Source organism: Pseudomonas sp. ZT5P21 (assembly GCF_054897785.1).
Genome location: NZ_CM142705.1, coordinates 2,457,723 through 2,472,140, shown reverse-complemented (window position 1 = coordinate 2,472,140; position 14,418 = coordinate 2,457,723). Strand labels below are relative to the sequence as shown.

At 61.5% G+C, this 14,418-nt stretch carries 3 protein-coding genes; 2 read left to right on the top strand and 1 reads right to left on the bottom strand.

The window, feature by feature from the left end; translation table 11 throughout:
* Positions 1-22: 22 nt before the first annotated feature.
* On the bottom strand, positions 23-10,657 hold the full coding sequence (locus ACYZT9_RS11490) for a peroxidase family protein (protein WP_462009878.1): 10,635 nt from the start codon (positions 10,655-10,657) through the stop codon (positions 23-25).
* A 676-nt stretch (positions 10,658-11,333) separates the two neighbouring features.
* Between ACYZT9_RS11490 and ACYZT9_RS11485 the strand changes: the two genes are divergently transcribed.
* Both ACYZT9_RS11485 and ACYZT9_RS11480 read left to right on the top strand, forming a co-directional pair.
* Positions 11,334-13,070, top strand: coding sequence for a type I secretion system permease/ATPase (locus ACYZT9_RS11485; RefSeq protein WP_462009877.1), 1,737 nt, complete (start codon positions 11,334-11,336; stop codon positions 13,068-13,070).
* A 6-nt stretch (positions 13,071-13,076) separates the two neighbouring features.
* Positions 13,077-14,417, top strand: coding sequence for an HlyD family type I secretion periplasmic adaptor subunit (locus tag ACYZT9_RS11480; protein ID WP_462009876.1), 1,341 nt, complete (start codon positions 13,077-13,079; stop codon positions 14,415-14,417).
* The last annotated feature ends 1 nt before the right edge of the window (position 14,418 follow it).

Genomic DNA, 14,418 nt, shown 5'->3' with positions numbered 1-14,418 from the left:
TGTGACTGTTCTGATCAGGACCTCAAGTGGCGAGAATGAAGTCTGCGGCAGTGACGGTTGTTGCATCGGCCACACCGACCAGACGGATGGAGTCAGCTCCTGCGGAGCTGATCAAGGTATCCGCACCGACATCGGTGATGATGACAGTGCCGGCAAAGGTCGCAGCAGTGACGCCGAACGCGGAAATATCGAGCCGGTCCTGGCCTCCCACCGCGTTGGCATCGAAGCCGATGATCTGATCGGTCCCGAAGCCCGCTGCGAACATGAAGATATCGTTGCCACTGCTGGCATCCATCACGTCGTTACCGGCACCGCCAGTGACCGTATTGTTGCCAGCACCGCCATCGATAAAGTCATTGCCTGCATCACCCGACAATGTGTCGTTGGCGGCACCACCGAGCAGCGTGTCGTTGCCTGTTCCACCATTCAAGACATCCGCCCCATCACCACCGGTGAGGGTGTCGTTGCCGCCGCCACCATTGAGGGTGTCATTCCCCACCCCGGCGGTGATGACGTTGTTTAACCCGTTGCCATTGCCGGCGAAGTTGCCGACTCCGGTGTAGGTCAGATTCTCGACATTAGCGCCCAGCGTGTGGCCGGCCAGCGAAGTCTGCACGGTGTCCGTGCCGCCACCCGCCACCTCGACCACCACATCTGCGGCTGCATCGACGACGTAGGTATCGTTGCCGGCGCCCCCTACCATCCGGTCAGCACCCGCACCGCCATTAAGGAGGTCGTTACCCACCCCACCGGTGATGGTGTTGGCCTGCGTGTTACCGATACCAGTGAAGTTACCGGCGCCGGTGTAGGTCAGGTTCTCGACGTTGGCACCGAGTTGGTAGCTCGTGAGGCTGGTTTGCACCAGATCAGTACCGCCACCCAGTGCCTCGGTGACCAGGTCACCGACGTTGTCGACCACAAACGTGTCGTTGCCGGCACCACCGTTCATGGCATCCGCGCCGAGCCCACCGTTGAGGGTGTCGTTGCCGTCCTCGCCATTGAGGATGTCGTTGTCGTCTCCGCCGTTGAGGATGTCGTTGCCAGTGCCGCCAAACAACTGGTCAATACCGGCCAGGCCATTCAGCGTATCGTTCCCGCCCAGGCCAAGCAGCACATCGTTGAACGCGGTGCCGGTGAGGGTGTTCGCCAAGGCGTCACCCTGCAACACCACGCCACTGGTTGCCACCACCGCCGCCGTCGCTGCGGAGATCAGTGACTCCAGCGAGCCGAAGCCATCGGTGTAGCGCACGATGACCCGCAGTTGCAGATTGACCTGCGCCGCACCGGGCGTGAAGGTTGCAGCGGTCGCGCCGTTGATGTCAGTGAATGACGCGCCGACACCTTGCTGCCATTGGAAGCTGAAGGTGCCCAGCCCATCCACATCGGCAATCCCAGCCGTCTGGGCAGTCAACACTTGCCCTTGATCCGGCGTCGTATCGCTGATCAGCAACGCGCCTGTCGGTGCATCGTTGACGTTGTCCACCGGCCCCAGGATGTTGGACGAAACGCTTTCGGCCACACCGAAATCATCCACGTAACCGACCACCACGCGCACTTCCTGGCCGACCTGTGCCTGACCAAGTGCGAACGTGCTGCCAGTCGCACCGTTGATGTTTACGAAGCCCAGCCCGTCGTTCGCCTGCCACTGGTAGGTGAACTGCGGATTGCTCAGGCCATCGACATCGATGATGCTCGCCGGGTCAGCGGTCAACAGCTGGTTCTGCACGGCCAGCCCGGTAACGGTCGGCCCTTCGGTCGGCGTGCTGTTCCCGGCAGAGTCGACGATCTCCAGCGTGCCCTTGGCATCCTGATACACCGCCCGGACGCGGATGTTCAGACCCGCCACATCGTCCGTCACCCGGTAGGTGGTGCCGATCGCCCGCGATGCCTCGCCAGCCGCAAGGAAGGTGATGTCGTCATAGACGCCCGAGCCGGCAATGGTTTCGACCTGCCAGTAGTAAGCCACCCCACCGGTCACGGCGCCGGTCGGATTGGTCACGCTTTGGTTGTCCGCGTCGTGTACCGCCCGATCGCTGACGCGCAACAACTGGCCGGCGACCGGCGTATTGTCACGCACACCGGTGGCAGCATCGAGGATTGCCAGATGCCCCGATGGGTCGTTGTTTTGCGCGGTGCCCACGCCGGACGCCTGTGCAACGTCAGCGAACTGCAGACGCTCGACGCCCGTCAGGCGATCGACGCCATCACGCCCCGCCACCGAGTCGGTCACGATGACCGTGTCGCCATCGATCTCGATGCCGTATTCCCCGGCAGTACCGGAAAACAGCGCGGTGTCGAAGCGGTCATTGCCGGTCAGAATCTCCCGCACGATGACCAACTGGCCAGGGTTGTAAGTTCCGTTCAGCATAAACGGCACCAGCGGCTCCATGCTGTCGAACGTGGCGATTTCCGCGCCAGTGCCATCAGCGTTCGCCCGTACGCTGATGCGTACGTTCAGCCACTTGTCACCATCGATGATGTCGTCACCCCCGCGACCTTCGATCAGGTCACTGCCGCTACCACCGAGGATGATGTTGCCGCCATTGAAGAACGTCGCTCCGGCGGGCAGCAGATCCGCCAGGCCGTCGATCAGGTCAATGTTGGTCAACACACTGCCGGTTGCGCCCGCAGTGGGCAGCGATTCGGCGTCTTCGTTGTCACCACGCAGGAAGTCACCGTGGGACGAACCCGACAGACCTTCCATGATGTCGAACCGCACCAGTGCCGAAGCCCCCGAACCCGGCAGCGGCGGTACATCGAAAAAGCGGTCGGTGAAGTCAATGGTCACGCCTTGGGCGAGCCCCTTGAAGGTCGCCCAGTCATAGCCGGAGCCGCCGATATAGCGGTCACCGAAGCCGAGACTGCCGACCATGATGTCGTCGCCGCCTTCGCCGTTGAACTTATCGTTCTCGCCACCGCCGATGTACACATCGTGGCCGATTATCGGGTCGTTGCCGAGCGGGTCGAAGTTGTCGCCAGGTGCACCGTCCGAAGTGCCCTTCTCGATCCAGTCGTCGCCTTCGTTGCCCATGTCCTGTTCGTTGGCTTTACTGCCCAGAATGAAGTCATTACCGTGGCCGCCAATGGCCTCGGAGGCGTCCTCGCCGGTCACGATGAAGTCATTGCCGAACCCGCCAATGATCAGGTTGACGCCGTTGCCACCGTGCAACACGTCGTTGCCGTCGCCACCCTGGATGTTATCGTCGCCGCCGCGGTCGGTGATGATGTCGTCGCCGGCACCACCGCGCAGTTGGTCGTTGCCGTCACCACCTTCGATGCGATCGTTGCCGCCGTCGCCCCAGACGGTGTCATCGCCACCACCGGCGATGAGGATGTCAGTACCGTTGGTACCGCCCAGCACGATGTGCTCTTCACCGATGTATTTGATGTAGTTGGCGTCCGGCCCCGCGGTCAGCGGGTTGTTGCGGAACACCACTTGCTCGCCGTTTTCGCCAAGCGGATCGGCGTTGCCCAGGCCATCGTTGTACTGCTTGCTCTGGTCCCTTTCCAAATAGAACGCCGGGTCCGAGAACACCAGCCCCGGCAAGTGCGTGGCCGAGGTGTTGGCCATGATCAGCTTGGCGAACGAGTTGCTTTCCAGTTCGGCATTCATCGACAGGCCAGCGGTACGCTCCAGGTAGTAGAAGCGGTCACCGTCCTGCAGTTTTTCCAGCTGGTTCTCGAAGACAAAGTTGAACGTCGAGCCGAGCATGCCGCCGAACGGAGTTTTCTCTTCGGCCAGGCCGCCGATCCATAGATCGATGGCATCGACGCCCGTAACGGTCACACCTCTCAAATCGTCGGCCGTCCCCAGCACACCATCTTTGCCGGCCCGCGTCACGTTGGCCCAAGTGCCAGTACCGTTGAGGAAGTCCATACGGTCGGCCGGCGCACCCGTGCCACCGAATACCAGCGCCAGGGCTGCAGCGCGCTTGTCCTCCAGCGTGGTTGCCGCGAGGATCGTTCCGTGCGTGCCATAGGCCGCGATGAAGTTGATCAACGACTCCGGATGTTTGAGGTGCTGCACCAGGTCGACCCAGCTGGTGTACGGCTTGAGTTGGGTATCACCGGTCTGGCTGTAGATGTCGCGGCGGATCGCGTTGAGTGAGGGAATCCCCACATCGCGGCCACGGGCGATGTTGATCGCCGGCAGGTCAAGCGGCAGGCCGAGCAGGTTGTTGCGCAGCGCTTCGGTGACGAACTCGTCGATTTCGTTACCGGCTTGCCGAGTCACCCCACGGATGATCGCACTGGTCGCATCCTCTGGCGTCACGCCACTGGCGGCGTACGCCAACGGGTTGAGGAACGCCGCGATCAGACCAAGTTGCTGATCGGGATCAGCGCTGTTCGGATCGCCAACCACGTTGAAATTGCCGTCGTAGCGATCGACGGTCTCGGTCAGCATCGAGTGGCCAAACCGGTACACGGTGTGAGCGAACTCGGCGACGATCGAGGCATCGAGGTCGACGTCATAAACCTGGGTCGGTGCAAAGAACAGGTCGACGTTGGGCTGGATGGTCCGGGCAAACTCCTCGAACACCAGGTGCTGATACTGCATCTCGGTGCCGAACTTGGCAGCCTGGAACAAGCGCTCGCCATTCCACACCAACGCATCGATCTCGGCCTGGTTGGCGGGCAACCCGTTCACCGGCGTCAGCAGCCACTCGTTGAGGAAGGCCAGGTCAGCCGAATCGAGCACGGTGTCCATGGTCTGCGCGACCAGCCGGTTGTGCTCGGCATGGAAGATCGCATGCACAGCGGTCAGGCCGATGTTCTCGTTGACCCGGCCGTCGCCAGCGATGTAGTGCGCATCCAGCAACTCGTTGTCATAGGCCTGGTTGGCCCCGGTCTGCGGGTTGACCGGCACTGCGTTGCCAATATCGGAATCCGCGTCAGGCACGAGCACGCCACCGCTGAACACCGGCGCTGCATTGTGGGCAATGTCGGCGAGGAACTGGTGACCGGTGCGCACCGCGTTGACGAGGCTGATCGGGGAAAGCGGATTGCCTTCGACCAGCACGTCATCAGCCGTGCCGCCAAGGCCGTCAGCCCCCTTCATCACGACCATCGGGAAGCCGTTCGGCCCTTTGATGAAATTGCCATAGGCGTCGGTCGCCAACAGCGGCGAATTACTAACGTCGGCATCGGTCAGGCGGATACCCAGGATGTCATTGGCTTGCGCCTTAACCACCTTCCAGGTCGCCATGCCACCGATTTCGCTGTCGTCTGAAGTCCCGAACTTGCCATCCGTCCCCAGGTCACGATTAGTGATCAGCCGGCCTGTCGCTATCGGGCCGTTATCGGTCAGCTCATAACCGCGCAGGAATACCTGGTGCGACGGGTGCGAGCTATACGTCTGGTTTTGGTCCACGAACGGCGACGTGGTGTTGGTGTGTTCACGGATGTCGTCGGCGGTGCCGAGAACGCCGTCCGCCCCTGGCTGATTGGTCGCGCGAGTCAGCACCATGAAGTTGGTGTTGCCCCCTGGCACATACAGCGGATCATCCGGTTGCAGCGGGATGAAGATGGTGCCCGAACCGCCTTTGGTCAGCAGGTCCAGCCCATGATCGAAGAACTGCCCGAAGAACGTCATCCAGGCGTTGAACGGCGCGGACAACCCTGCGTCCGGCGCGGTGTTCTCGAACAGGTACACATCATGGTCGTCGGCCGTACCGAACTGACCATCCATGCCGGGGCTGGCGACGATCCGCGTGCCATCCTTGAGCACGTCGTCGTTACCCGTCGCGCCGTAGTTGAGCACACCGTCCGCACCCGGATCGTAAGCCGTGGCATAAGCCGCCGGGTTGTTCGACGTCTGGTCGACGATCAGATTGCTAATGGTGCGCGGCTGCGAATCAAACACGGAGCCGCTGGTCTGCTGATACGACGATCCCGGAATGGCCGGCGAGCCGGGGCCGAAGAAGCCGGCCGGCGCACCTTCCGCGGGATTGAAAACCGGATCGCTCACGCGCGGAAAGAGGTTGTCGGCGGCACCATACTCGGTGTTGTTGATGCCATTGAGGTTCATCAGGTTGTTGTTCGAGCCATCGACCGCACGCAGGCCCAATGGCGCGCGGATATTCGGGATCAGCGAGAGGATGTCCTGACCGGCCGCGTCCGCCTCGGCAATCTTGATCTGATCAAGAATGAAGTTGAGGTCGGAGCGGACCATGTGAAGGCCCTCGCCGCCTTCGGTGGCATTGACTACCGGTGTCTGCGCCGTCGGCACAACCGGCACACCGGGTTCCACCACGGCAGTCGGCTGCGAGAACAGCACTTCAGTCGTGCCATGACCATCCTGATAGATCGCCTTGACCCTCAGTGACAGCCCGGCAAGATCAGGCGAGACCTTGAAAGTGGTGCCGTCGGCGCTCTGGAACGCCAGGTCACCGGCAGGCAGCAGAATGATGTCTTCGAACACGCCGGTGCCGGGGTCGGCTTCGAACTGCCAATAGTAGGACACCGAGGCATTGTTGATAAAACCCTGCAGGTTACCCACTGCGATGTTGTTCGCATCGCGCACCCCGGCCACGTTCACCGTCAGCGTGTCGCCCACTGTGATTGCGCCGCCGTTTCCATCCGTGACGGTGGGTCTGCCGAGCGGTTGTGCATTCCCCGCCACCAGCACTTGCTGGGTATCGGCGAACTGCAAGCGTTCGATATGCAGCAAGGTATCGGTGCCATCGCGCCCCACTTCGGTATCGGTCACCGTCCAGACATCATCCGCCACATCGGTCGTGCCACGGGTGTCACGCGTCACCACATACTCGGACCGAAGCCCGGAGAAAATGGCTGTGTCGAAGGCCGCTCCGCCCGTCGAGGTGCCGGGCAGGATTTCCCGCACGGCCTTGAGCTGACCCGGGTTATAGGTGCCGTCGAGCATGAACGGGATCATATCGACCATGCTGTCGAAGGTGGCGATCTCGGGGCCGGTATGATTGACGTCACCGGCGTCATACACCGCGATCCTGACGTTGAGCCATTTGTCGCCATCGATCAGATCATCACCACCGCGACCCTCGATCAGATCGCTGCCATTGCCACCCAGGATGATGTTGCCCGTGGCAAAGCCGGTGGTGGGCAAACCGGCATCGGCCAGAAACTGCTCCAGTCCGCGGATCAAAGCCACGTTGGTCAACGCACTGCCCGTGGCACCACCGTGGTCGACGATAGTGACCGCATCAACATTATCGCCCTTGAGCACATCGCCGAATTGCGAACCGGACAAGCCTTCGACCTCCGCAAAACGATCGAGGATCGAGGCCGGCGACGCGCCGACCGGATTGAACGGCCCGTTGTTCTGGTTTGGCGCGTTGCCGTGCGGCTGCGCCAGCGCGGCCATGGTCAGGTCAACGGTCACGCCGACTCTGTCATTCTTGTGGGTCACCCAGTCGAACCCGGACATGCCGTCCATGTTGTCCTGGGCATCGCTGCCGACAAAGATGTCATCGCCACCCTCGCCGATCATTTCGTCGAAGCCACCACCACCGATAAAGATGTCGTTGCCGATCACATCGTCATTGAGCAACGGCGAGGCGTTATCGCCAGGCGCGCCGTCCTGGGTGCCCTTTTCAATCCAGTCATCGCCTTCGTTGCCGGTCGCTGGCAAGTTGGTCTTGGCACCCAGAATGAAGTCGTCACCCTGGCCGCCGAAGGTCAGGCTGACGTCCTCGGTGGTGATGATGAAATCCTGGCCATCGCCGCCCAGGATCAGGTTGCCGCCCACCAGCATGCTACCGGCCACGATCACATCGTTACCGGCATTGCCTTCCAGACGGTTGTCGCCGAACGAGTCGGTGATGATGTCGTCGCCCGCGCCGCCCAGTACCGCATCGTTCCCGGCCCCGCCTTCGAGCCGATCGTTGCCGCCGTCGCCGTAAACGGTGTCATCGCCCTCACTGGAGATAATGATGTCGTTGCCGGCGGTGCCGCCGAGGACGACATGGTCTTCACCGGTGTATTGCAGATAATTACTGTCCCCACCCACGGTGTCGGGATTGTCACGAATCACCAGCGGCACGATTTCCACGCCGTTGATCATGAGGCCGCCCGTTGGATCGGCGCGGCCGCCAACGCCAAGGCCGGTGAACTGATTGGCCTGATTCACTTCGAGTGTGAACGTCGGCGTCAGGAACACGGTGTTCGACAGGTGGGTGACATCGGTGTTGAGCATGATCAGCTTGGCAAACGAGTTGTTTTCCAGCTCGGTGCCGAAGTTCAGGCCCGCGACGCGCGACAGATAGTAGAAGCGGTCGCCGTTCTGCAACGCCTCCATCTGCGTTTCAAATACGAAGTTGAACGACGAGCCGAGCATCCCGCCGAACGGCATTTTCTGCTCGGCGAGGCCACCGACCCAGAAGTCGATGTCATCGACGCCGGTGATGGTCACACCCGTCACGTCGTCCAGGGTACCCAGTACGCCATCCGCGCCGGCCCGCGACACGTTGGCCCAGGCACCGCTGCCATTGAGGAAGTCCAGGCGGTCAGCCGGCGCACCGGGACCGCCGAATACCAGCGCCAGGGCTGCATCACGCTTGCCTGCCAGCGTGGTCGCCGCCGTAATCGTGTCATGCGTGCCATAAGCCGCGATGAAGTTGACCAACGACTCGGGGTGTTTGAGGTTGTCCGCCCAGTCAGTCCAACTGATGTACGGCTTGAGTTGGCTGTCGCCGGTTGATTCGTAAAACTCACGGCGTGCTTCATTCAACGTGGGGATGCCAGTGTCGCGGCCACGCGCCAGGTTCAGGGCCGGCAAATCGAGAGGCAGACCGAGCAGATTGTTGCGCAACGCTTCGGTGACGAACTCGTCGATCTCGTTGCCGAGCTGGCGGGTCACACCGCGAATGATCGCCCCTGCCGCTTCGTCCGCAGTCGCCCCGCTGCCGGCAAACGCCAACGGGTTAAGGAAGGCCGCGATCAGCCCCATTTGCGAGTCCGGGTTGTTCGGGTCAGTGAGCAGCGGGTTGAATTCGGGGTCGAAGCGATCGACTGTTTCGGTGAGCATCGAGTGACCAAAGCGGTACACCACGTGCGCGAACTCGGCGAGGATGGCCGGGTTGATTGAGGTGTCATAGCCGTTGGGGGCCAGGAATTCGTCGATCTGCGGCTGAACGGTCCGCGCGAACTCCTCGAACACCAGATGCTGGTACTGCATCTCGGTGCCGAACTTGGCGGCCTGGAACAGGCGTTCGCCGTCCCACACCAAGGCTGCGATTTCGGCGGGTGTCGTCGGTATCGCGGCGACGTCGTCGGCCAGCCACTCATTGAGGAACGCCAGATCGCCGGAGGCCAGAATGGTTTCCTTGGATTGCTGGACCAGCCGGTTGTGCTCGGAGTGGAACACATGGTGCACGGCGGTCAGGCCGATGTTTTCGTTCGCCCGGCCATCGCCGGCAATGTAGTGAGCGTCGAGCAGTTCGTTGTCGTAGGTCAGGTTGCTGCCACCCGGACCCGGCGGCTGCGCATTGCCGATATCGGGGTCAGCATCCGCCTGCAGCACTCCGCCGACGACGACCGGCGCGGCATTGTGGGCGATGTCGTCGAGGAAGCCATGCCCGGTGCTCACGGCGCTGCCCAGACTGATCGGAGCATCCCGGTTGCCTTCGACCAGTTGCGTGACGTCATCAGCCGTCCCGGCGATACCGTCAGCGCCGTTACTGATGCGCATCACCACCTGCGGCATGCCGCTCGGGCCCCGGATGAACGTGCCATAGGCATCGGTCGCCAGCAGCGGCACGTTGTGCACATCAGCGTCGGTCAGGTTGATGCCGAGAATGTCACGGGCCTGAGCCTTGACCACGGCCCAGGTCGCCATGCCGCCATTTTCGGCGCCCCCATCATCGTCAGTGCCGAACTTGCCATCGGCGCCCAGATCGCGGTTGGTAATCAAGCGCCCCGTAGAAACAGGGTCACCTGCAGCGTTGAGGACGTACTCGCGCAGAAACACCTGATGCGAAGGGTGCGAGCTGTAAGTCTGGCTCTGGTCTACGAACGGCGAGGTGGTGTTGGGCTGGCCATCATCGGTAGTGCCGACAATGCCGTCCGCGCCGGCTGTTCGCACTGCCCGTGGCAGCACCATGAAATTGGTCGGGCTGCCCGGTACGAACAACGGATCGTCCGGCTGCAACGGAATAAACACGATGTCGGTACTGCTCTTGCTGAGCAGGTCGAGGCCGTGGTCGAAGAACTGGCCAAAGAAGGTCATCCACGAGTTGAAGCCGGCGGTCAGACCGGCGTCTGGCGACTGGTTGGGGATGAAGAACACTTGCTTGTCGTCATCCGTGCCGAACACACCATCGGGACCTGGGCTGATCACCGGGTCGGCACCGCCGTTCGCCGCCACCGCGGCCGGGTTGTTGGCGGTCTGATCATTGATCAGGTTACTGATAATCCGTGGCTGCGGGTCGATCACCGACCCTGTCCCGGCGTACGCCGCCTGATACGAAGGATCAAGCAGGCGCAAGAACGAATTGTCCGCAGCGCCAAATTCACTTTGCCCGGCGACCAGGTTGTTGTAGCTGCCATCGACGGTACGCAGGCCGAATGGCACCTGACTGTTGGGTAGCAAATCACTGAGGCTGGTGCCGTCGGCATGCGCCTCTGCGATGAAGATTTGCTTAAGGATGAACTCCAGGTCGGACTTGTTGAAATTGGCCATTTTGCTTGCCCTCGATCTCTTTGGGGAAGGACACGGGACGATAAGAATCCGCCCACGCCCAGTCAGGTGCTGACTTGCGCAGTGTGTTGGTTCATTTTTTTTGCGAGAGCTGGCGCGGGAAGGCAAAGCCGTTACACGGCCCCCCTGGGTGCGCGCCTGGAGTTCGCGGAAGAAATGGCTCGCGGAGCGATCAGGCAGAGCGAACCCGAGCCCCGGGTGGGCCATGGAAACTTGTCAGGGCGGACTTCCTTGACAACCCCTTCCCTCTGCAGAAGAACGAAATGACCGACATGGTGTGTTCCCTCGGAAGAACTCTGCGCCTTGCGTTGCCAAAGAGTTGACAGGCTTCAGGCGGACGGTGCCGTGAATGAATAAGACTAAAGGTGCATAGCAAAAAATTGTCAATTTTACGACGCACAAACCGGACGATCGGCGTTTGACATTTCAACTGACTGTTTTTAATAGACTTATAGATAGTTCGACGCAGCATTAGAGCGAAATGTTATTTCAGGTTGTTTCGCCGCCACCTACGCTGCTGCCATGGGAGCAACGCAGAAATTTGCAGGAGATTCGCCCTAGAGCGAACAGCCTGCCTATCGACGGCTGCCTGCGGAATTACATCTGTTAGCTGTTGCGCCGCAAGGGCAAACGGCTTTTCGAAGAGGGGACAGCCACAATGCACAAACAGTCGAGCACCCGATCCGAACTGGCTGACGCACTCTTTCGTCTTCGCCGCAGTTTTTACTCGCTGGCGGCGTTCAGCGGGGTCATCAACGTCATGATGTTGACGCCAGCTATTTATATGTTGCAGGTCTATGACCGAGCGTTGGTCAGTCGCAACGTCACAACGTTGACGATGCTGACCTTTCTGGTGATCGGTCTGTTCTTGCTGATGTCCACGCTGGAAATGTTCCGCACCCGCGTACTGATCCGGGTCGGCAACTGCCTCGACATGGACCTCAATCGACGCATTTTCACCGCAGCATTCGAGCGCAACCTGAACCGCGCCGGAGGTAATCCCGCCCAGGCCCTGCAGGATCTGGCGCAGGTGCGGCAGTTCCTCACCGGCAATGGCCTGTTCGCTTTCTTTGATGCGCCATGGACGCCGATCTACCTGCTGGTCGCCTACCTGATCCACCCGCTGCTGGGCCTGATCACGCTAATCGGCTCGCTGATTCTGATGGGCCTGGCTTATCTCACCGAGAAGGCCACGCAAAAGCCGCTGGCCGAAGCCAATCAGGCCGCCCTCTCCTCCGCCAGCTACGCCAACAACAACCTGCGCAACGCCGAAGTCATCGAGGCCATGGGCATGTTGCCGTCGATTGGCAAGCGCTGGTACCAGAGCCATTTGCGTATTCTGGAAATGCAGACCCTGGCCTCCGACCGTGCCGCCGTGATCAGCAGCATTGGGCGCTTCGTGCGTATCACTTTGCAGTCGCTGATCCTCGGTGCCGGCGCGCTGTTGGCGATTGAAGGCAAGATCACCCCCGGGATGATGATTGCCTGCTCGATCCTCACCGGCCGCGCGCTGGGCCCGGTGGAACAAGTCATCGCGTCATGGAAGCAACTGCTTGGCTGCCGTTCGGCCTGGGGCCGCTTGAACGAAATGCTGAACGACTATCCGCGCCGGCCGCCGAGCATGTCGCTGCAGCGGCCGCTGGGCATGCTGGCGGTGGAGAATGTGTATGCCGGCGCCCCCGGCACCGGCAACACGATTCTGCGCGGGGTGAGCTTCAATCTTTCCCCCGGCGAAAGCCTTGGCATTATCGGTCCATCCGCCTCGGGCAAATCAACCCTCGCCCGCCTATTGGTCGGCGTCTGGCCGGCACAGGCCGGCAAGGTGCGCCTGGACGGCGCGGATATATTCACCTGGAACAAGGGCGAACTTGGCCCCTGGCTCGGTTACCTGCCACAGGACGTGGAGCTGTTCGAGGGCACCATCGCCGACAACATTGCGCGCTTCGGTGAAGTGGACAGCGACGCGGTCATCCGCGCCGCCAGAACCACTGGAGTGCACGAGATGATCCTGCGTTTTGCGCAGGGTTACGAAACCCGTCTGGGCACCGATGGCAGCCCGCTTTCCGGTGGCCAGAAGCAACGCATCGCCTTGGCCCGCGCGCTGTATGGAGAGCCCAATCTGATTGTGCTGGATGAGCCGAACGCCAACCTCGACGACGTCGGTGAAAAGGCTTTGGTCGATGCGCTTTCCCAACTCAAAAGCCGTGGCGCCACCGTCATTCTGATCTCCCACCGTCCCAATGTGCTCTGCGCCGTCGAAAAGGTGTTGATGCTGCGTGACGGCGGCGTGCAGATGCTCGGTACTCGCGACGAAGTATTCGCAGCGCTGCGCAAGGCCAGTGTGATGCCTGCAGGCGCGTCAACTCCGCTGGCCTCCGTCAAAGCACGGGAGTAACCGATCATGCAAATGAGCCAACACACCGAGATGATCCACATCGATCCCAGGCACGTGGTGGATCTGGACGTCGGTAAACCCATGCGCTGGGGCATGTGGCTGGTGCTCGCCGGCTTCGGCGGCTTTCTCCTGTGGTCCTGGCTGGCGCCGCTGGATGCCGGCGTGGTGGCGACAGGCACGGTGAAAGTCACCAGCAATCGCAAAGCCGTGCAGCATCTGAGCGGCGGCACCGTGGAGGCCATTCTTGTTCGCGAAGGTGATGCCGTGAAAAAAGGTCAGGAGGTGGTCCGCCTCGACTCGCTGCGCGCCGTTGCCGAACAGGGTGCGGTCAGCGCCCAGTACATCGTCAGCAAGACGGTGGAAAACCGCCTCGAAGCGGAACGTGATGGCCGCGATGTGGTGAACTACGATCCCGAATTGCTCAAGCGCTTCGGGAATGACCACCGCCTGGTGGCCGCCATGAATCTGCAACAACGCCTGCTGGACACCCGGCGCGCCGGCCTCGCTGGCGAAATCAGCATCCTGCAGGAAAACCTCGCGGCGTCGGCGGTGCAGCTCAAGGGCCTGCAGCAGGTGTATGGCGCCCGCGCCTCGCAGATCAACTTCCTCAACCAGGAACTCAAAGGCACCCGCGTGCTGGCGGCCGAAGGCTATGTGCCGCGCAACCGCCTGCTTGAGCTGGAACGCAGCAATGCCGACCTCTCCGCCGGCCAGGCCGAGAACCTCAATAACATCGCTCGCATACGTAGCCAGACCACCGAAATCAAGCTGCGCATCCTGCAGCGCCAACACGATTACCAGAAGGAAGTCGAATCGCAGCTCACCGACACCGCCAAGGAAAACACCACCCTGGCCGACCGCTTGCGTGCGCTGGACTATGAAGTGACCCACACGGTGATTCGCTCGCCGATCGATGGCATCGTCCAGTCCCTGGCCATTGCTACCGTCGGCGGGATCATTCAGCCCGGCTTCAAGATCATGGAAATCGTGCCCGACAACGAACCGCTGCAGGTCGACGCGATGATTCCCGTGCAGGCCATCGACAAGATGATCCCCGGCCTGGCCGTGGACATCGCCTTCCCGGCCTTCAACCATGCCCAGACACCCAACATACCCGGCCGCGTGAAGACCGTCTCCGCCGATCGCCTGCTCGACGAAGAAAGCAAGCAACCGTTCTATCTGGCTCAGGTAGAAGTGACGCCCGATGGCATGAGCCTGCTTGGCAGCAATCACATTCGTCCCGGTATGCCCGCCAGCGTCACCATCAAGACTGGCGAGCGCAACTTGATGAGCTATCTTCTCAAACCAATGCTCGAACGTGTCGACAGCTCCTTCAAGGAACAATGAA